The sequence below is a fragment of the Defluviitalea raffinosedens genome, from assembly GCF_016908775.1.
GTDB lineage: Bacteria > Bacillota > Clostridia > Lachnospirales > Defluviitaleaceae > Defluviitalea > Defluviitalea raffinosedens.
This window is the reverse complement of the sequence record NZ_JAFBEP010000016.1, coordinates 15897-34862: the sequence shown is the minus strand read 5'-3', so window position 1 is coordinate 34862 and position 18966 is coordinate 15897. Positions and strand designations below refer to the sequence as shown.

Sequence of the window (18966 nt, the reverse complement as noted above, 5' to 3'; positions counted from 1 at the left end):
CCTACACTTAGTCCTATTCCCATCTTCATTTTCACCCATTATACAACTGCTTTATGATCAGTTAATTACTTTAAAGCTGCTTCAATAGCTGCCACAGTTGTGTCAATATCCTGGCTTCCTGATAAATACTTGTGTACATTCACCTGAATTGTATCGGATAATTTTGAGTATTCTGCGCTGACAGGTCTTGCAATCGTGGATGTAAGTGCTTTCTTGAATCCTTCAGATTGGAGTAATTCATTGGCTGCGATTACTTCTTCATCCGTAAGTAATGCATTATATCCCGGTAAATATCCGCCTTTTGTTGAATTAATTTTTTGACCTTCAGGTCCTGCAACAAATTTCACAAATTCCCAGGCACCTTCAATGTTATCTGAATTTTTGTTAATGGATAATAACCATCCACCTACAACATTTCCCTTTGGCAGAGGAGCAACTCCAATTTGATCCGGTTTAATCTTGGAATCTTCTCCTTTAATCACGCCGAATTGATATGGCCAGTTTCTGGAAAATACAGATTTACCTTCTTTGAAGTTTGCATCTGTAGAACCTTCATCATAGTTTAAGATATCTGTTGGTGTAAGATCAGAATCTGTAAACTTCTTCATTGTTTCAAGACCGGCTTTTAAATCTTTGAAAGCCCCTGTAAATTCAGTAGCATTACATGTAATACCTTCATATTGTTTAGCCTGGAATGTAAAAGTGGTTTCTGTTCCACCTTGACCTTTGTATTTTTCCATCATTGCATAAAGATCATCATATGTGTAATCTCCGCTTTCAAGTTTTGCTGCATCTTCAGGACTTACAATATCAGAACGATAGAATAAAAGTCCTAAGTCAGGGAAATAAGGCAATGTATATTGTTTACCTTGATAGCTTCCGGATGCCATGGAACCAGCATTAAAATCTTCAATTTTGAGTCCTGCTTCATCCATCAGCATATCTAATGCTTCAATATAGCCTGCTGCTGCAAATTCTCCCGCCCAAACTACGTCAAGAGACATTACATCGTATTCAGAGGATCCAGAGGATAAAGATGTAATAAGTTGATCGTGCATTTGCGATGAGTCATTAGTAAACTCAACAATTTCAACAATGTACTTATCTTGACTGCCATTAAATGTGCTTACCAAAGTCTCCAGAGCAGGAGTACTGTCCGCCTGAACAGCAAAGCTAATTTTTGTCTTTTCTGCTGGTACTTCTGCTGCAGGTGTTTCAGTTTTTTGCTCAGCAGGTGTTTCTGCAGGTGTTTCTTGAGTTGCAGGAGCTTTTGAGCAGCCGGCACTTAAAACCATTAACATCGCTACAAGAATGCTTAACCATTTTTTCATTGTAATTCCCCCTTAAATTTTTCTTTGATTTCAAATATTCCATTCATATGCTTTCACTGCTTGCCAAAAGCTGTGAGCTATTGGTTATTATTATCATATACCAATTTCAAAACAATGTATTTCATTATATTAATAAAAGTATTATAATATTAATGGGTAATGTTCCTATAATATTAGATAAATAAAGGGGGATTTTTATGGAATATAACCATAAGCATAATACTACTCTGGAAAAGCTGGAAATTATATACTATTTCACTCAAGTTCCTGTAAGCTTATACAGTAATAATTCTCCCGTTGTACAGTTCCCCGAAAAACCTTTATCGATGGATGCATTATTAAAAAACGAATGTGAATTTCCCAATATTATTTTTAGTAGAAATCAGACATTTACCTGTCAGTTTATAACAAATGACTATTACGAATGTTTTATTGTTTATGAGCTGAATGATACGGATGTGATTATAATAGGCCCCTTTTTAGATGAAGAAATGTATGATGCTAAACTTTCGACACTTATAAAGAAAAATACTCTTTCTATTAAATTAAAGCATAAACTGATGGATTATTTTTCTAAACTACAAATTTTAGACCATACCAAACGTTTTTATATCAATAAGCTTCTCAACTATCTATTCCCCGATGATTCCAGTATCCATCTGGAACAGAATACATCCACTGACACCTCTGAAAAAACATCCGTTCCGGAAAACTACTTTGTTACTACCTATAAAAACAGACTAAGTATGTTTGAACATCCCCCATATTATTTAGAACAAGTCATTGTTAAACATATTAAAAACGGTATTAAACCCAATGCCAGACATATTCTTTCAGAAATCAATTCCTTAAACCGTGCCAAACTGTCCGATGATCCACTACGGTCCTTAAAAAATTCCCTTATAGGCTCCTGCACCATCTTTACAAGAGCCGCCATAGCAGGAGGTGTAACGGACTATGAAGCATTTAATCTTAGTGATGCATTTATTATGGAAATAGAAAAAACAAACTCTATGTCCGAACTGAATAACCTGGAATATAGAATGGTTGAAACATTTATAGAAAAAGTCAATGAAGCAAAAACATTTAAATTCTCCCCCATTATTAAGAATACAATGTTATATATTGTGAATCATCTGTCTGATAAACTTACTCTTAAAGATATTGCTGACCATGTATATGTTCATCCAAATTATCTGAGTGCTTTATTTAAAAAGGAAGTAGGCATCAGTCTTTTTCAGTACATTATAAAAAAACGGATTGAAGAATCTACCTATTTTCTCAAATACAGCAATGAATCCATTGCCGACATCGCAGCATTTTATCAATTTTGCAATCAAAGCTACTATATTAAAATGTTTCACAAATATATGGGAATGTCCCCCAATGCTTACAGGCAATCAAATAATTAAGCAATATTTATTTCTTAAATTATTGTTATAATTATTAATATTCTTCAATAAAAACTTGTCCATATTAGATATAATTTACAATAAATATATCTAATCATTGGGGGGACCATATATGCCAGGAGAAAAGAAAGATCACAAAAAAGCTGACAAGAAAAGCCAGTCAAAACTTTCTTATCAAATCATCGCTCTATTATTAACCATTGGCATCATTCCTTGTCTGATCATCATGGGAATTACTAAAAGCAGTATTACAAAGTGTGTAGAAAGGATCGTTTCACTCTACTCCCAAAAAATAGTGAATCAACTCAATGTCAATATTAATGAATCATTGTCCCTGGTTGATCATGTGATTTCCGAAATAACCCTGGATCGTGATTTCAAGCAATATACCCGAAATTATGATACCTTAGATAAAGGAAAGCTCCTCAACTTAAAAGTAGACATAGATGCACTTTTATTAAATCTTTTCAATAAAAATAAAGTCATAAACGGTTTATATACAATTAATAATGACAGGCTAATTTACTCTGCAGGCAATTCTGATCCTTCAGCAACTGATTATTTTAACAGTGATGAATTTTTAAATTCCAATATTTATAAAAAACTAAAAAATAATATAAGCTACGAACCACAATGGATTTTCTTAGGAAATGAACATAATAAAAAAATATATGTTGCCAAAAGGCTGGATGATACCATCAAAAATAATAATCTTTTTATATTCTTTGCAATTAACGAAAACTATTTTAATTCCATTATTCAAAACGCCAGCATCGATCCTGAAATCCCTATACTAATCTTAGACCAAAACAATGAAATTGCTTTATGCGATCATATTGAACTGGTCAATAAAAATTTTGAATCAAATTATCTTAAATACATAGAAGATATTAAGATGAACCCATCTTCTTCAAGCTCTTTTAATGACGGGAATCATTTAATCAGCTACAGTAAATATAGCAATGGTTGGTTACTTATTATTAATTCTGACATTACCATATTGATGAAAGATTTTAATCGTTCTTTTTTAAAAATATCCATTTTATTAGTAATATTTATAGTAGTAATCATTTTTGTCAGTATTGTTTTCGCCCAATTGCTATCCAAGCCAATCTCCAAGATATCGCGATATATGGAAGAAGTTGGGCTAGGTCATTTGAACATTGCGGATCAATTTATGGAACAGGTTAAAATTTCAACCCATGAAATGTCCCTATTGGTAAATGGATTTACAAATATGGTTTCTTCTTTAAAACAATTGCTTAAAAATTCCCATGAAGTAACGGAAATTGTCGAAGAAAATGCCAGTATGCTGCAAAAAGTAGCATTTTCTACTTCCCAGTCCGCTAAAGAAATAGCCCTGGCTGTAGAAAGTGTGGCTAAAGGTGCTGAGGAGCAAAATATCCAGACTCAATCCAGTGTACTTTTGCTGAATGATTTATCCGATGATATTAATACTGTAAATACTGCCATATATAAAATACAAGATATTTCTCAGACAACTATGAAGATGAGTCAAGATACAAAGGAAAGCTTGGAAATCCTGACTGACAATACGAAAAGTACAATAAACAGTGCAAACAATATTTACACTTATGTAAAATCTTTGGGAGACGAAGCAAGTAATATAAGCAAAATCTTAGACTTAGTCAAATCTGTAAATGACCAGACAAATCTGCTGGCCCTTAATGCAGCCATAGAGGCCGCCAGAGCAGGCAAATATGGAAAGGGATTTGCAGTCGTTGCAGAGGAGGTCAGAAATCTTTCTGATCAAACTCAAAATGCCATTAACACTATAGCCAATACGATTAATGCGATCCATGAAAAGAAAGAATACGCCATGCGAGAAGTCGAAAAATCCATGGAGAAATTTAGCAGTCAAATTCCTATTGTTAACCAAACCACAAAAACTTTTGATCAGATCTTTGCTAAAATGGAGAGCATCAATAAAGAAATACATAACACAACTTCTCTTCTTGACGAAGTCATGTCTAAAAAGGAAAAACTTTTATTGGCTATCTCTGAAATCTCTCAAGTTATTGAGCAATCCGCCAGCATAGCCCAGGAAGTAAGTGCAGAAACCTTAATGCAGACCCAGCATTCCGATAAAATCACTGAGATGGCTAATGCTCTCCTTAAAAGTATAGAAGATTTAAAGCATACTTACTCTAAATTTAAATAGCTTTGACGTGTCAGTCATTCATAAGAATAATCTCTTCATAATCTAAACTTCAAAAAAGGCAAGCCTTACATTTAAAGGTTTGCCTTTTGCTTATAAACCACACAACATATATCCTTATCAACTAATGACCATCCTTTAATCCCTTATTTAGAAGGTCTGCCTTTTCAGTATTGACTTTTCTATAATAATAAACCTCTTTGTTATCATCGTTTGCTAACGATCAACAAATTGCTTTTGTGTGCCAAAGATGTGAATCCTGCAAAATTAAAACGATTTAGATAAAAATTTAACAGGCATTCTCATTTTGTGGATAACTTTTTGTATTTCCACAAAACATTTGTTTTGTGTACATAAATCCTGTGGATAATGTGGATAGTTTTGTGCATAACTAAAATATCTTATAATACAGGGCATTGCCTTGTGGATAATTTTGTGAATCTCTTGTTGCTTTTTTGTTTTATGTAAAGTACTGTATATTGTTGTCATGTAACTTTTAATGAATGAATATGATTATTAATTATTAGTATTTTTTATCGTTAAATTTCGCCGTCTATATTTATAATTGTATAAATATTTCCAATAATATTTGTACATTTACTTTATTTTTGGTAAAAAAATCAATAATGCAAAAAAAATAATCCTATGCTAGAATGGGATAGGACATTAAATTAAAAGGTATATTTTGAAAATACTATGAGGTGAAGAAAAAAATGAGCAACGGTTTAGAGGTTCCTACCTATATGAAAATAGCTGTAGACATGGCAGGTAGAATCTATAAAGGAGAATTTTTAGAAGGTGAAAAATTAAGGGGGCGTTCTACTCTGGCCGGGGAATATAATGTATCCCCTGAGACCATAAGACGCGCGATGAGACTTCTGGAAGACATGGAAGTGGTAACTGTTACACAGGGCAGCGGAATCTATGTCAAATCCAAAGAAAAAGCTTATCATTTCATGGAACGCTTTAAACAGAAAGAAAGTATTGGTGAGCTGAAAAATCGCATCCGTGATCTTTTAGAGCAAAAGAAAAGGATTGAATCAGAAATTCAGGAAATGCTCAATACAATAGTAGAATACGCGGATAAACTCAAGCACAGTAATCTGATTACCCCCATAGAAATTGCTCTGCCTTCCAATTCTCATATAATCGGGAAAAATATTGACGATACAAAATTTTGGCAAAATACAGGAGCAACCATCGTAGGTATCAAAAGAGGAAAACGCCTGATCATCTCTCCAGGCCCCTATGCCCAATTTCAAGAGGGGGACATCCTTCTTATTGTTGGTGATCCCTATATTCATGAACGTACAAGCCAATTCTTATTAAAATAACTCCTTAGAAATCTCTAAGGAGTTATTTTTTTCCTATTCTTTCACAAAACCTATTATACAGCATACATCTATTATATAAGCGGTTTTTACTTATTATTTTCCCCTTACTCATTACTAAATTCTGTTTTGATCACCCAAGCAAAATACTCTTTTTCATTTTATAAGGAGGTATTATAGCAATGAGCAGTGACTTTGATAATGGTTATCCTAGACTTTATCGTAAATACTGTTCCAATTGTTCAGGTCCACCGGGGCCTGCCGGTCCTAGAGGCCCCAGAGGACCAAGAGGTTTGCCAGGACCTCAGGGACAAAGGGGACCAGAAGGATTACAAGGTCCTCCAGGACCACCTGGCGGAGGCATATCCGCATATGCCGATTTTTATGCGTTGATGGGCACAGATAATCCTGATCCCATTGCTCCCGGTGATGATGTAAACTTTCCTCAAGATGGACCTACTAGCGGAACTACCATTACGCGTATTGGCCCCAATACATTTAATTTAGCTGAAATTGGTACTTATCAGGTATTCTTCCAGGTAAGTGTCAGCCAAGAAGGACAACTGGTTATAACCCTTAACGACCAAGAGCAGGCCTATACGGTGGTGGGGCGAGAAACAGGCACGTCACAGATTGTAGGTATGGCTTTTATAACGACAACAGAAGCTGATTCGGTGCTCACGATACGAAATCCCAGCGGCAATGGAAATGCTTTAACCATCACTACTGATGCCGGAGGAAATAGTCCTGTTTCAGCACATCTAATTATTACACATATTTTGCCCCAAGGAGCTGACACCCCAAATCCATATGAAGTATATGTTCAAGCTGGAGCAGTTGATGGAAATGGCTCTCAATCCAATCCTTTTGGTACCATTCAGGAAGGGATTCAAGCTGTTGCGCCAACAGGTACTGTTCATATTTTAGGCGGAACTTATCCGGTTACCACTACAATCAATGTTAATAAACCTGGAATTACTCTAAAAGGATACCCCAACACGTTGATTGAATTGCAAGCTGCTACCATACTATTTTTGGTGACTGGAAATGGAATCACCATCGATGGACTGAATATCACGAGTAACAATCCGTATCCCTTTGAATTTATTCAAATTGGCGGGATGAACCATAGAATTATTAATAATACCATTTGGGGGCCTCCACAAGCAGGTCCATCTACTGGGTGGGTAACCAACCGAGGGTTTGTACCACAAGCCAATAATATGCAAAATCTGTTGGTTCGAAATAATATATTTTATTCTCTTCGTCAGCCTGCCTATTTAAATTCAGGTACAAGCGGGCATATTATAAATAATGTCGTCTATAATACTCGAGGATTCGTTGTGGATGGTGCTTCATTTGTATTCTCTGGCAATTCATGGGGCATCCCAGAAAATGCCGTCGATATAGCATTGCTGCCTAGCGTACCTTTGAACTCACCATACTATGATCCTATAAGTGCTTTAAAGGCTAGCAACAGTAATGCCAATGTCGAAGACCAAAGATAATTAAATACTTTTTATTCTAAGAAAATCCGGAGGAATTTTCTATACAATAAAAAAGCAATACCTCTATACCAAGGTATAGAGGTGTTGTTCTAATTTTTCTTCTTTACACTAACTGTCTTTGTCTCTGCTTCCCATCCTACTGTAAAACCTAAAGCTTCCAATAACTCTCTTGCCGGTACATAGGTTTTTCCGTCCTTTATAAATCCTTCTACCAAATGTTCTTTCCCCAACAGGTTAAATTTAACTTGTTCTTTATTTTCTGCCGCCCCATCCATACACTCCTTTACTTTTTGCTTGAATTTTTCCCATTTATCTGGATGATCCACGAACCACTTGTGACATATCTTTCCCGTAATATCATAATGTCTGTATAAGTCTGCTAAGGGGTCAAGATTATATTTCTTGCATAATTCTGCGCAAAACAAAATGAGACTTTCATAGGTTTTATCTGTCATTTTTCCGTTCCAATCCACATGGGTACATTCAATCCCCAAGGTTGTACTGTTAGGATAGCTTCCTAACCGTTTTAAGGCTTCTGAACGATAGGATTCTGCTCCTACGTGATATGCAACTTCTTCTGGTGGAATTGCCATAATAATGCTACCATCCAGGTCAATAATATAATGGGCAGAACCGTATCCGGATTTTCCGTTTTTTCGATTTTCGAAGAAATTACGATTGGCCTTTGCTGAAGTGTTCGGATTGGCTACCCAGTGGACCACAATTCCCTGTACCTTCTTAAGCTTAGTACCCGGCCGGCTGTATTCGTTAATTGTAAGCAAGTCTTTTTGAATTTGCATGGCTCCCCTCCCTTCTTCTAAAAAATTTCTTATTATATACATATTAAAAAGAGGGACAAATTGTCCCTCTTGTCTATTAAAACTTATAAATTTTTAAGGATATATTATTCTTTCATCATATCTTCTACTGTTTTAACGATGTTTTCTACTGTAAATCCAAAATGTTTGAATAAAGTATCTGCAGGACCCGAAGCGCCAAAAGTATCTATAGAGATCATTTTACCGTCCAGTCCTAAATATTTATGCCATCCAAAAGAAGAAGCCGCTTCCACAGCAAGGCGTTTTCTGATATGCTTTGGAAGAAGTTTTGCTTTATATTCTTCACTTTGCTCCTCAAAAATTTCCCATGAAGGCATGCTAATGACCCTTGCATGAATGCCTTTTGTCTTTAAAACATCTGCAGCTTCAGAAATCAAATGTACCTCCGAACCTGTTGCCATCAAGATGATGTCTGGGTTTTCACTGTCTTTTAAGATGTACGCACCTCTTAGGGCGTCTTTTCCGTCAGTACCTAAGTCAGGCAGATCCTGGCGTGTAAGGATCAATGCTGTAGGTTTGCCTGAAGTCAATGCACTGTACCAGCCGGCTACGGTTTCTTTAGCATCCGCAGGACGGAATACATTTAAGTTTGGCATACTTCTAAGAGCTGCCAGATGTTCAATGGGCTGATGAGTTGGTCCGTCTTCACCAACACCAATGCTGTCGTGAGTCAGTACATAGATGACTGGAAGATTCATCAATGCTGATAAACGCATGGAATCTTTCATGTAATCACTAAATACAAAAAAGGTTCCGCCAAATACGATTAAGCCTCCATGAAGTTTCATTCCATTAAGGATAGCACCCATGGCATGTTCTCTTACACCAAAATGAAGATTGGATCCTGTTGGATTTTCTGCTGAAAAATCTCCTCTTCCATCCATATAAGTTTTATTTGAAGGCGCAAGGTCCGCAGAACCCCCAATGAGATTAGGCAATACCTTAGCCAAATAGTTAATGACTTTTCCAGAAGACTGTCTTGTAGCCATTTTGCCGCCAAGACTCCATAATTCTTTGTCATCAATAAGTCTAGCCGCCAAGTTTTTATCATTCCATATTTCCCATTCTTTTGCCAAGTCAGGATAAGCCTCTTTGTAGCTATTCCATAACTCGTTCCAGGCTTCTTCTTCCTTTTTGCCTTTTTCTATGATTTCATTCATATGGTTTCTTACTGCTGAAGGAACATGGAATTCTTCATCAGCATCCCATCCAAGGAATTCTTTCATTGCAGTTATATTGTCTGCTCCTAAGGGTTCTCCATGGGCTGAAGCTTTTCCTTGTTTTGCAGGAACGCCATAACCGATTTGTGTTTTGATCTCAATTAAAGTTGGTCGTTCGGTTTCTTTCTTAGCTTCTTCTATGGCTTTGTTAATCGCATCGATGTCATTTCCGTCTTCAACGGTTAAAACTTGCCAATGGAAGGCTTCAAAGCGTTTTCCTACATTTTCTGTAAAGGCAATATCTGTTTGTCCTTCAATGGAAATATTATTGGAATCGTATAATACGATAAGTTTTCCTAATTTTAATGTTCCTGCTAAAGACGCTGCTTCTGATGAAATACCTTCCATCATACAGCCGTCTCCAGCCAGAACAAAGGTATAGTGGTCTACGATATTGTAATTGGGACGATTAAAATGAGCAGCCAGATACTTTTCTGCCAAGGCCATACCAACGGCAGTAGCAATTCCCTGTCCCAAAGGACCAGTGGTCGTCTCAACCCCTACTGTATGACCATACTCAGGATGTCCCGGAGTTTTGCTTCCAAATTGTCTGAAATTCATCAAATCATCAATCGTTAATCCATATCCAAATAAATGCAGTAAAGAATATAATAGCATGGAACCATGGCCTGCTGACAATACAAATCTGTCTCTGTTCACCCAGTTTGGATTATGGGGATTATGCTTTAATTGCTTTGCCCACAAGGTATATGCCATTGGCGCTGCACCCAAAGGCAATCCTGGGTGCCCGGAATTTGCTTTCTGAACCGCTTCTGCTGATAAAACACGTATCGTATTGACACTAAGCTGCTCAATCTGATTCATTGAATGATCCTCCTTATTATTGATATGTTAAAACTCTGCATTTTTTACTGTTCTGGGGAAAGAAATAACGTCTCTTATATTGGACATTCCCGTCATATACATAATCGCTCTTTCAAATCCAAGACCAAAGCCTGCATGTTTCGTTCCGCCATATCTTCTTGTATCAAGATACCACCAATAGTCTTCCTCTTTCATATTCAATTCTTTGATTCTGTTCTCTAATACATCTAATCTTTCTTCTCTTTGACTTCCGCCAATGATTTCTCCTACGCCTGGTACCAATAAGTCCATAGCTGCAACAGTTTTTCCATCATCATTTTGTCTCATATAAAATGCCTTAATGTCTTTAGGATAATCTGTAACGAAAACAGGTTTGTTAAAGATCTTTTCTGTTAAATATCTTTCATGTTCTGTCTGAAGGTCGCTTCCCCACTCTACCGGATATTCAAACTGATGATTTACCTTTTTAAGTAATTCTATTGCTTCCGTATAAGTAATATGTCCAAAGTCAGAGTTTACTATGTTTACTAATCTTTCAAACAAAGTTTGATCGATAAAATTATTAAAGAATTCCATTTCTTCCGGCGCATTGTCCATAACGAATTGGATGATGTATTTTAACATCTCTTCTGCCAATTCCATGTCATCGTTTAAATCTGCAAAAGCCATTTCCGGCTCAATCATCCAAAACTCTGCTGCATGTCTTGCTGTATTGGAGTTTTCTGCCCGGAAAGTTGGCCCAAAGGTATATACATTTCTGAATGCCATAGCATAAGTCTCTACGGAAAGCTGTCCGCTTACTGTAAGATTGGTTTCTCTTCCAAAAAAGTCCTTGCTGAAATCTACTTTTCCGTCTTGATCCTTTGGAAGATTATTTAAATCCAGTGTGGAAACTCGGAACATCTCGCCCGCGCCTTCTGCATCGCTTCCTGTGATAATGGGCGTATGTACGTAAACAAATCCTCTTTCTTGGAAAAATTGATGAATAGCATATGCCGCCAAAGATCTTACTCTGAATACTGCTGAGAAAGTATTGGTTCTGGGACGCAAATGCGCAATGGTTCTTAAAAACTCAAAAGAATGTCTTTTCTTCTGAAGTGGATAATCCGGAGTGGATGTCCCTTCTACTGTGATGGCACTTGCTTTAATTTCAAAAGGCTGCTTTGCCTCCGGAGTTTTAACAATTGTTCCTTCTACTATAATTGCAGAGCCGACATTGAGTTTTGAAATCTCCTGATAATTTTCAAGGGTGTCTTCAAATACAATTTGAACGTTTTTAAAAAATGATCCGTCATTTAATTCTATAAAACCAAAAGTTTTGGAAGAACGAACTGTTCTGATCCATCCTCCTACAGTAACTTGCTTGTCAGCATATTCTTCTGTTTTTCTGTATAAATCTTTTACCAAGATATGTTTCACTTTTCTCTTCTCCTCTCTTTAGTACATCTTTAAAATTTCTTATAATAAATAAATATTAGCTTTCTCACAGGATTCGATCATTTCATCCGACCATACGGAAGACTGCACTTCTCCTATATGGGCTTTTCTTAAAAAGAACATGCAAAGCCTGGACTGACCAATTCCTCCTCCTACTGTGTAAGGTAATTCGCCATTAAGAAGCTTTTTATGGAACTCCAGCTCTTTTCGCTCTTCACAGCCTGCCATTTGAAGCTGCTTTAAAAGGGTTTCTTCATCCACTCTGATGCCCATGGAAGAAAGCTCAAATGCCCGTTCCAATACTGGATACCAGAAGATGATGTCTCCATTTAAAGACCAGTCATCATAGTCGGGAGAACGGCCATCGTGCTTTCCCCCGGATTTGAGCTTTCCTCCGATACCGATAATGAAAACAGCCCCTTTTTCTTTTGCAATGGCATCTTCTCTTTCCTTAGGAGTTAAATCAGGAAATCTGTCTTCCAGTTCCTGCGTTGTAATAAAGGTAATTTCCTCCGGTAGAATCGGTTTGATCACAGGATATAAGTTAGCTACATACTTTTCTGTATCTTTGAATACATTATATATCTTTTTGACAATTTCTTTCAAGGTTTCAAGATTTCTTTGCTCTTTGCTTATAATTTTTTCCCAGTCCCATTGGTCCACATAAACAGAATGTAAATTATCCAGTTCTTCATCTCTTCTTATGGCATTCATATCAGTATACAATCCTTCACCTACAGAAAAGCCATATTGCTTTAGAGCCATTCTCTTCCACTTTGCCAGTGAATGAACAATTTCAACACTTTTTCCTCCAATGCCGTAAACATCAAAGGAAACCGGCCTCTCCACACCATTAAGATTATCATTTAATCCCGTTTCGGTTTTAACAAATAAAGGTGCAGAGACTCTTGATAAATTTAATGCTTCCGCCAATTTATTTTCAAAATAATCTTTCAGCCTTTTAATCGCTGCTTCCGTTTCTCTGACAGATAATGCCGAAGAATATCCTTCCGGTATTATCAGAGATTTAAGCTGATCGGTCATTCTTGTTCCCCCTTAATTTCTTTCTTCCATTCCAATTTTATCATTATATCATACTGACATCCTCTTAGTAAAATAAAATAGATATATTTCTACATTATTCTCCTAATTTTATTCTTTTCAGGGAATTCACCGCCGGGCCTTCAATGACTTCTCCGGTGTAGGTGAATCTTGAACCATGACAAGGACAGTCCCATGTCTTTTCAGCATCGTTCCATTTCAATTCACACCCCATATGGCTGCAGGTTGGGTCTACTAAATGTATTTCACCCTTATCATCTTTATAAGCACCTATTCTTCTTCCTTCAATCTCGATGGCAGATCCTTCTTCCTCTTTTAAATCTCTCAGCGTGTCTTCAGGAATTTCTAATTTCCCTGAGATAAGTTCCTTTGCCACATCTGCATTGATTTCAAAGAATTTTTTTATGGACTGCAAAGGTGTAAACCTTGAGGGATCATATACTTCTTCCCACGGGTTTTGTCTGTTCATAATTTGATCCCTTATAAGGGCTGCGCCTATTATGCTGTGGGTCATGCCCCATTTTTTGAACCCTGTAGCCACATACATATTGGCTGCTGTTGATGTAATACGTCCGATATAAGGAATATCGTCAATTGGCATACAATCTTGAGTGGACCAGTGGTATAAAATAGTTTCTACATTATAATGTTCATGAGCAAATTCCTGAAGCTTCCTGTAATGCTCTGCCGCTTCCTTATGCTGCCCGGTTTTGTGTTCCTCTCCCACAAGCAATACCAATTCGCCATCTTCATAAGGCTGTGAACGAAGGGAGCGGCTGGGGCTTTCCGCAGAAAGATACATACCACCGGGGAATTTCTCCTTGATCTTCATGGCTAAAGCATAGGTTCTTGATTCATACATTCTGGCAAAGTAAAAGCCGAAATGATCGTATACAGGGAAATGAGATGCAATAATAACATACGTTGCAGTGATTTTTCCACTATCGGTAATGACTGTATAAGGATTTTCTCCTTCTATATTTTTCATTCTCGTATTCTCGAAGATGAAACTTCCCTCTCCCGGAATCTTCTCTGCCAGGGGAAGGAGGTATTTCCTTGGATGAAATTGGGCCTGGTGATCGAATCGAACAGCTCCCTTAATGGGAAAAGGCAGAGAGAGACTAGTATCAAATGAAGCCTTGATTCCTAATTTTTGCGCAGCCTTAACCTCATCTTCAATCTGTTTTATATAGTCCTCAGATTGAGTATAAATGTAAGCCGGCTGACGTATAAAATCACAGTCTATATTATTTTGTTCAATGATTTTGGCAATCTCTTCTATGGCCCATATATTGGCACTGGCATATTGCTGTGCGATCTCTTCTCCAAATTTTCTAATGAGCGAATCGTAGATCAGATGATGCTGAGCTGTAATTTTGGCCGTCGTATTTCCTGTAACCCCTTCAGCGATTCTTTTGGCTTCTATAACGGCAACCTTAAACCCTTCATTTTTTAAATAATAGGCACAGCTTATACCAACCATTCCGCCGCCAATAATGGCAACATCCACAGATAAATCTTCTGAAAGCTTAGGATAATTTGTCTCCTTAGTTGAAGCAATCCAATAAGAATTTGATTTCTCTTTTACCATGTTATCTTCTCCTACATGCATTTTCTTATTATTTTGTGTAAAAAAACCATACCTTATGTGTAAAAAAGGCAATAAAATAACCGGTTAAGTTTACACTCACTTCACCGGTTCTATGTTCTTAATACATGAAGTTCAACGAAAGATTTCATGGTTTCAAAGACGTATTCTTTATCGATATTTTTATTAAAAAAAATAATATTATACTCAATATCTTCCAAAGTACCCTGAAGAATCTTATACCACTGATCCTCTGAAATGGTGATTGGCCTGTTGAGCATAATGGACATTCTGCTTTCAAGATTGCTTTTTAATTCCTCTTCATGTTCTTCAATGAGTTTATAAATATTCATATATCTGCATCCTATCTGTATCTGATTTTCCCTATAATTAAACTGGCCAATTCTATCATTATCCCTACAATTATGGAACCTGTCATCATTCTGGTTTCATCAAAATAATATAATATAAAAGTAATAAGAGTTAAAAATGCTATGGTAAAATAGCCTTGTCTTATAAAAGCAGCCCGTAATTTAACAATTCTCTTTTTCGGTGAATCGATCAGGCCAGTCCATTGTACCACAATAAAAGTAAATATGTATACTGCAATAATTAAAATAAGAGAAGGCTTAATATAGCTCGATATCCAGGTTCCTCCAGTCATCGTCACCACGCTTAATATTAAGCACCCGATATCGCTTTCCAAATGGGCTCCGCCAAAGCATCTGCGCAAAAGAGAATAACTTAATAAAACAGTGATAAAAGAAAAAATGTTTAAACGAAGTATAATAATTAAAGGTATGCAAATCACGTAGAAAATAAGGCGATTAAATGCTCGGGTATAATAATACTGAACAATCTGTTCATCCACATGTGGTGAAGCCTTTTTTACTTGTTTTGCAAGTCTTTCAGCCGTTTGATCTATTATACTCATTTTTTCACCCAATCCAGGTTCCTTTTTGCTTCTTTTCTTGTTCCACTTGCTTTTGAACTTCTTTAGCCGCTGCCTTTAAAAACTTGGCTACTTTGATTTCACCACTAATGCCTAAACTGTTTAAGCAATTTCTTGTCTTCGTATCCAGCTGGATATCTTCTATTGCCCTGGTGGCATGGTTTAATATGGTTCTTTCGTTTTGCCGTATGCGAATTTTTAAAATTTGATACACCGACCATTGCTGGTTTCTTTTCATCGAATAAAAATTCCCGGAAACCAATTCTACGATCAATGTTTTCAGATACTCTTTACTGTCCGGGCTGCAGGTGATCCTGGATAATAATTCTTCTGTTTTTTCAATAATCAAGTCTCTTTGCATATTGTAAACGCGATGAGCGATTAATACATTCATTGTATCACCCCTTCATGAGAATAACGGGAAGGAAATCTCCCCGTTATCTTGGTTCTTATAAATCTTTTTGGAGTGCTTCTGGAACCTGAGTTTCACCATGAAAAATTGAACACGCACCAGCTGTAGCGGTGAAAGCAGCCATGCAGGTCGCAATTGTTCCTAAAATAACCAATAATCTTCTTCTCATTTTATTTCCCCCCCTTCTCGTTATACTTTTGCTGAAGAATTTCAATATATCCTTTGATCTCCTCCTTAGACAACTCTTCCCCTGCAGTGCTAAGGATTTCTTCTAAGGATATATCAAACATTTTTTGAGTATCTAAAAAATTAAAAATATAATAAAGAAGGACCAATAAAAATACAAAAAACCATACAGTCATCCAAAAAAATATTTTCATATTTCCTACTAAAAAAGATGTATCTTCCTTAAACAGTGCTATTCTATAATTCAAATCTATATAATTGAGCATAGATATCATGCACCATAATATCGATAGAATAATGATAATCATTGCTATTTTAGAATGCTTATTTTGCTTACTCCATTTACCACTAATCACTTCATTATTTCGCAAATTCCACTTTGTCAATATCAAAAAGAAAATGATATGTAATAATCTTAAGAATGGTGAAAACAATATGCTCGCATCAAAAATATCAGCAAACCTCATTGATTGTAAAAATTTATTATATAAAGGTAATGTTATAGTTTCTAAGCAACATAAAAGAAACATAGTACTGCAACCTGACAGAATACTTTGCCGAAAATTCATCTCCCATATTATTTTAAATATAATTACATATATTAATGTAATGGTTCCTGCGAGCAATGTAACATTTTTAAATTCCCGTCTTGCAAAATAAATCGTAATTAAGATTACAATAATACTTGCAACCATTTTGAATATAAAACTTTTCCAATCTTTCTTCACATTATCTCTACATAAGACTAACCCAATCAATAAATTTAAAGTAGTTTCAGGAACTCCGACTATTATCAACTTGAATAACGATATCTGCTCCATTACCCTACCCCTTTCAATTATACCACACAGAAAATACATTTTAAACATAATTTTACATAATACGAAAACCAGTTCCAATTGTCGACAGGACACATTATTATACTACTATAAAAACTTAAACCATACAATAATCATATTCCAATTGTCTTCATAAAAGCCGCTTACCTTTTTGGAACTTCCATTTTTCTCATATCCAAAACATATTCTATTATGTAAACAATCTTTAAATTGTATAATATTTTAATTTATAAGTCAATATGAAATGGAGGCAGGTTTTTTATGAGTGAGCCATATAACCGCAAAAAAGCCGTAGAATACGCTATAAGATACGGCAATCATCCAAATCCTGAGTATGTTTACTACCAGGGAAATGACTGTACCAATTTTGTTTCGCAATGCCTTCGGGCTGGAGGAGCTAAAAATCATTATCATCCCACCCATCCCTGGTGGTATCAAAATGGTAAGTCCTCGATCTGCTGGGCAGTAGCAGCTTCTTTATACTGGTACATTCGTACTGTGACACAGGAAAAGGGCTTTGGGATTAAAGCAAAAACCGTGTCCATAAAAGGAGATGATTTTTTCAATGCTTCTATCGCGGATTTACTGGAAGAAGGAGATATCATACAGTACAGAAACAATCAAAATCGCATTCAGCATTCAGCTATCATTACAGGCTTTGTCTCCAAAGGAGGGATCAAAGAGCCTCTTGTCTCTCAACACACCTTTGAAGCAGTGAATATTCCCTGGAGGAAGAATTTTAAAGAAACGATTTTTCACCACATTATATCAATAAATTAAACTTTTTAAATCCAAGTTTCTACATTAATAATTTCCTTTCCGGCAGGTCAAACTATTACTAATTTCCTTTTAACCTTTAAAAATACTTTTGAAAGAAGGAAAGGAATGAATATCTATCATCTGACTCAAAATAAAATTCTCAAAGATGTTTCCGATAGTCTCTCTTGGTACAATGAGGACAACAGTTATTTTATTCTATGCTTAACAAAAGAAATACAAATGCTTCAACCCATATTTCATTTCGATTCCAATACGATCGAAGAATGTTTAACCTTTGATGAAAATATACGTTTTGACAGCTTTGAAAACTATGATTTTATAAGCTTAAACTATTTTTACTTTCTGGATGACAAAACTTTCTTTGAAGAAATCAATTTATACATTGGTTCTAATTATATTATCCTGGTTGGTCAACCAAAAAGCACAATTATTGATGAAATCGAAAAATATATTACTCAAAAAATCAACATGATGGAGAACCCGGCCAACGAACTGAACAGAATCTATTTCTGGATATTCGATCGTATTCTTAGTCATTTTTTTTCATCCTTAGAACATTTAGAGGATAAGCTTCAGCGATTGGAGCTAGATATCATAAAGAATGTCGACAAAAAGCAGTTCGTTGAGATCAACAAAATTAGAATGCAAATTAATCAGTTAAAAAAATACCTACGACCTCTTTTATATATCGGGGATCAATTTCTGGTCAATGAAAACGGCTTTATCAATCCCAATCATCTGAAATATTTTAAAAATATTGATATCAGAATGAATAAGCTTTATGACTATTTATCCAGTCTGAAAGAGATGGGAGACCAGCTCTTATATTTGTACGAATCTGTTCTTACTTCTCAAACCAATGACATTGTTACCCGATTGACGATACTTGCTCTTTTTTTTGCTCCCCTGACCCTAATTACAGGAATATATGGAATGAACTTTGAATACATGCCGGAACTGAATTGGAAATATGGATATCCCTTAAGTCTTGGCATCATGTTTCTTCTGACCCTTATTCTTTATGTTATTTTTAAAAGAAAAAAATGGCTATAAATAAGGAACGGT

General features: G+C 35.9%; 17 protein-coding genes. 6 read left to right on the top strand and 11 right to left on the bottom strand.

The window, feature by feature from the left end:
* Window positions 1–65: 65 nt before the first annotated feature.
* The gene (locus tag JOD07_RS11100) at window positions 66–1331 is read right to left on the bottom strand and encodes an extracellular solute-binding protein (protein WP_158741201.1); all 1266 of its coding nucleotides are present in this window, start codon (window positions 1329–1331) and stop codon (window positions 66–68) included.
* 197 nt (window positions 1332–1528) lie between these two features.
* On the opposite strand from JOD07_RS11100, the gene JOD07_RS11095 reads away from it, so the two are divergent.
* The 4 genes from JOD07_RS11095 (at window position 1529) to JOD07_RS15485 (ending at window position 7761) form a co-directional block, all read left to right on the top strand.
* Window positions 1529–2743, top strand: a complete 1215-nt coding sequence (locus JOD07_RS11095; protein ID WP_158741202.1) for an AraC family transcriptional regulator — start codon at window positions 1529–1531, stop codon at window positions 2741–2743.
* 112 nt (window positions 2744–2855) lie between these two features.
* Window positions 2856–4925: a methyl-accepting chemotaxis protein gene (locus JOD07_RS11090; RefSeq protein ID WP_158741203.1), complete on the top strand. Its 2070-nt coding sequence runs from the start codon at window positions 2856–2858 to the stop codon at window positions 4923–4925.
* 710 nt (window positions 4926–5635) lie between these two features.
* Window positions 5636–6256 carry a TrkA C-terminal domain-containing protein gene (locus tag JOD07_RS11085; RefSeq protein ID WP_158741204.1) on the top strand — a complete coding sequence of 207 codons (621 nt, stop codon included), beginning with the start codon at window positions 5636–5638 and terminating at the stop codon, window positions 6254–6256.
* A gap of 179 nt (window positions 6257–6435) precedes the next feature.
* On the top strand, window positions 6436–7761 hold the full coding sequence (locus JOD07_RS15485) for a hypothetical protein (RefSeq protein WP_243144615.1): 1326 nt from the start codon (window positions 6436–6438) through the stop codon (window positions 7759–7761).
* Between the two features lie 89 nt (window positions 7762–7850).
* Here the strand turns inward: JOD07_RS15485 and JOD07_RS11075 are convergent, their stop codons facing one another.
* The 10 genes from JOD07_RS11075 to JOD07_RS11030 all read right to left on the bottom strand — a co-directional run bounded on the left by JOD07_RS11075 (window position 7851) and on the right by JOD07_RS11030 (window position 17151).
* On the bottom strand, window positions 7851–8561 hold the full coding sequence (locus JOD07_RS11075; RefSeq protein WP_158741205.1) for an N-acetylmuramoyl-L-alanine amidase: 711 nt from the start codon (window positions 8559–8561) through the stop codon (window positions 7851–7853).
* Window positions 8562–8665: 104 nt separating this feature from the next.
* Window positions 8666–10645, bottom strand: coding sequence for a transketolase (tkt, locus tag JOD07_RS11070; protein ID WP_158741206.1), 1980 nt, complete (start codon window positions 10643–10645; stop codon window positions 8666–8668).
* Between the two features lie 27 nt (window positions 10646–10672).
* Window positions 10673–12055 (bottom strand): asparagine--tRNA ligase, encoded by a 1383-nt coding sequence (asnS, locus tag JOD07_RS11065; protein WP_408609351.1) that lies wholly within the window; start codon window positions 12053–12055, stop codon window positions 10673–10675.
* A gap of 48 nt (window positions 12056–12103) precedes the next feature.
* Window positions 12104–13126, bottom strand: a complete 1023-nt coding sequence (gene asnA, locus JOD07_RS11060) for an aspartate--ammonia ligase (RefSeq protein ID WP_158741208.1) — start codon at window positions 13124–13126, stop codon at window positions 12104–12106.
* 94 nt (window positions 13127–13220) lie between these two features.
* Entirely contained in the window at window positions 13221–14735 is a 1515-nt protein-coding gene (locus JOD07_RS11055; RefSeq protein WP_243429310.1) for an FAD-dependent oxidoreductase, read from the bottom strand.
* Window positions 14736–14845: 110 nt separating this feature from the next.
* Window positions 14846–15085: a hypothetical protein gene (locus JOD07_RS11050; protein WP_158741210.1), complete on the bottom strand. Its 240-nt coding sequence runs from the start codon at window positions 15083–15085 to the stop codon at window positions 14846–14848.
* Between the two features lie 11 nt (window positions 15086–15096).
* Window positions 15097–15666 (bottom strand): accessory gene regulator B family protein, encoded by a 570-nt coding sequence (locus JOD07_RS11045; RefSeq protein ID WP_204614008.1) that lies wholly within the window; start codon window positions 15664–15666, stop codon window positions 15097–15099.
* Between the two features lie 4 nt (window positions 15667–15670).
* Entirely contained in the window at window positions 15671–16078 is a 408-nt protein-coding gene (locus JOD07_RS11040; protein ID WP_158741212.1) for a hypothetical protein, read from the bottom strand.
* A gap of 55 nt (window positions 16079–16133) precedes the next feature.
* Window positions 16134–16265, bottom strand: coding sequence for a cyclic lactone autoinducer peptide (locus JOD07_RS11035; protein WP_158741213.1), 132 nt, complete (start codon window positions 16263–16265; stop codon window positions 16134–16136).
* Window position 16266: 1 nt separating this feature from the next.
* A complete protein-coding gene (locus JOD07_RS11030; protein ID WP_204614002.1) occupies window positions 16267–17151 on the bottom strand; it encodes a hypothetical protein in 885 nt (294 codons plus the stop codon).
* A gap of 231 nt (window positions 17152–17382) precedes the next feature.
* Here JOD07_RS11030 and JOD07_RS11025 point away from each other — a divergent pair, with 231 nt between their 5' ends.
* Window positions 17383–17901, top strand: a complete 519-nt coding sequence (locus tag JOD07_RS11025) for an amidase domain-containing protein (RefSeq protein WP_204614001.1) — start codon at window positions 17383–17385, stop codon at window positions 17899–17901.
* A 105-nt stretch (window positions 17902–18006) separates the two neighbouring features.
* Window positions 18007–18954: a magnesium transporter CorA family protein gene (locus tag JOD07_RS11020; protein WP_204614000.1), complete on the top strand. Its 948-nt coding sequence runs from the start codon at window positions 18007–18009 to the stop codon at window positions 18952–18954.
* Window positions 18955–18966 lie beyond the last annotated feature (12 nt).

Coding starts and splice junctions, on each gene's coding strand:
- JOD07_RS11100 (WP_158741201.1), bottom strand. CDS start 1,331: ATGAAAAAATGGTTAAGCATTCTTGTAGCGATGTTAATGGTTTTAAGT.
- JOD07_RS11095 (WP_158741202.1), top strand. CDS start 1,529: ATGGAATATAACCATAAGCATAATACTACTCTGGAAAAGCTGGAAATT.
- JOD07_RS11090 (WP_158741203.1), top strand. CDS start 2,856: ATGCCAGGAGAAAAGAAAGATCACAAAAAAGCTGACAAGAAAAGCCAG.
- JOD07_RS11085 (WP_158741204.1), top strand. CDS start 5,636: ATGAGCAACGGTTTAGAGGTTCCTACCTATATGAAAATAGCTGTAGAC.
- JOD07_RS15485 (WP_243144615.1), top strand. CDS start 6,436: ATGAGCAGTGACTTTGATAATGGTTATCCTAGACTTTATCGTAAATAC.
- JOD07_RS11075 (WP_158741205.1), bottom strand. CDS start 8,561: ATGCAAATTCAAAAAGACTTGCTTACAATTAACGAATACAGCCGGCCG.
- tkt (WP_158741206.1), bottom strand. CDS start 10,645: ATGAATCAGATTGAGCAGCTTAGTGTCAATACGATACGTGTTTTATCA.
- asnA (WP_158741208.1), bottom strand. CDS start 13,126: ATGACCGATCAGCTTAAATCTCTGATAATACCGGAAGGATATTCTTCG.
- JOD07_RS11055 (WP_243429310.1), bottom strand. CDS start 14,735: ATGGTAAAAGAGAAATCAAATTCTTATTGGATTGCTTCAACTAAGGAG.
- JOD07_RS11050 (WP_158741210.1), bottom strand. CDS start 15,085: ATGAATATTTATAAACTCATTGAAGAACATGAAGAGGAATTAAAAAGC.
- JOD07_RS11045 (WP_204614008.1), bottom strand. CDS start 15,666: ATGAGTATAATAGATCAAACGGCTGAAAGACTTGCAAAACAAGTAAAA.
- JOD07_RS11040 (WP_158741212.1), bottom strand. CDS start 16,078: ATGAATGTATTAATCGCTCATCGCGTTTACAATATGCAAAGAGACTTG.
- JOD07_RS11035 (WP_158741213.1), bottom strand. CDS start 16,265: ATGAGAAGAAGATTATTGGTTATTTTAGGAACAATTGCGACCTGCATG.
- JOD07_RS11030 (WP_204614002.1), bottom strand. CDS start 17,151: ATGTTTAAAATGTATTTTCTGTGTGGTATAATTGAAAGGGGTAGGGTA.
- JOD07_RS11025 (WP_204614001.1), top strand. CDS start 17,383: ATGAGTGAGCCATATAACCGCAAAAAAGCCGTAGAATACGCTATAAGA.
- JOD07_RS11020 (WP_204614000.1), top strand. CDS start 18,007: ATGAATATCTATCATCTGACTCAAAATAAAATTCTCAAAGATGTTTCC.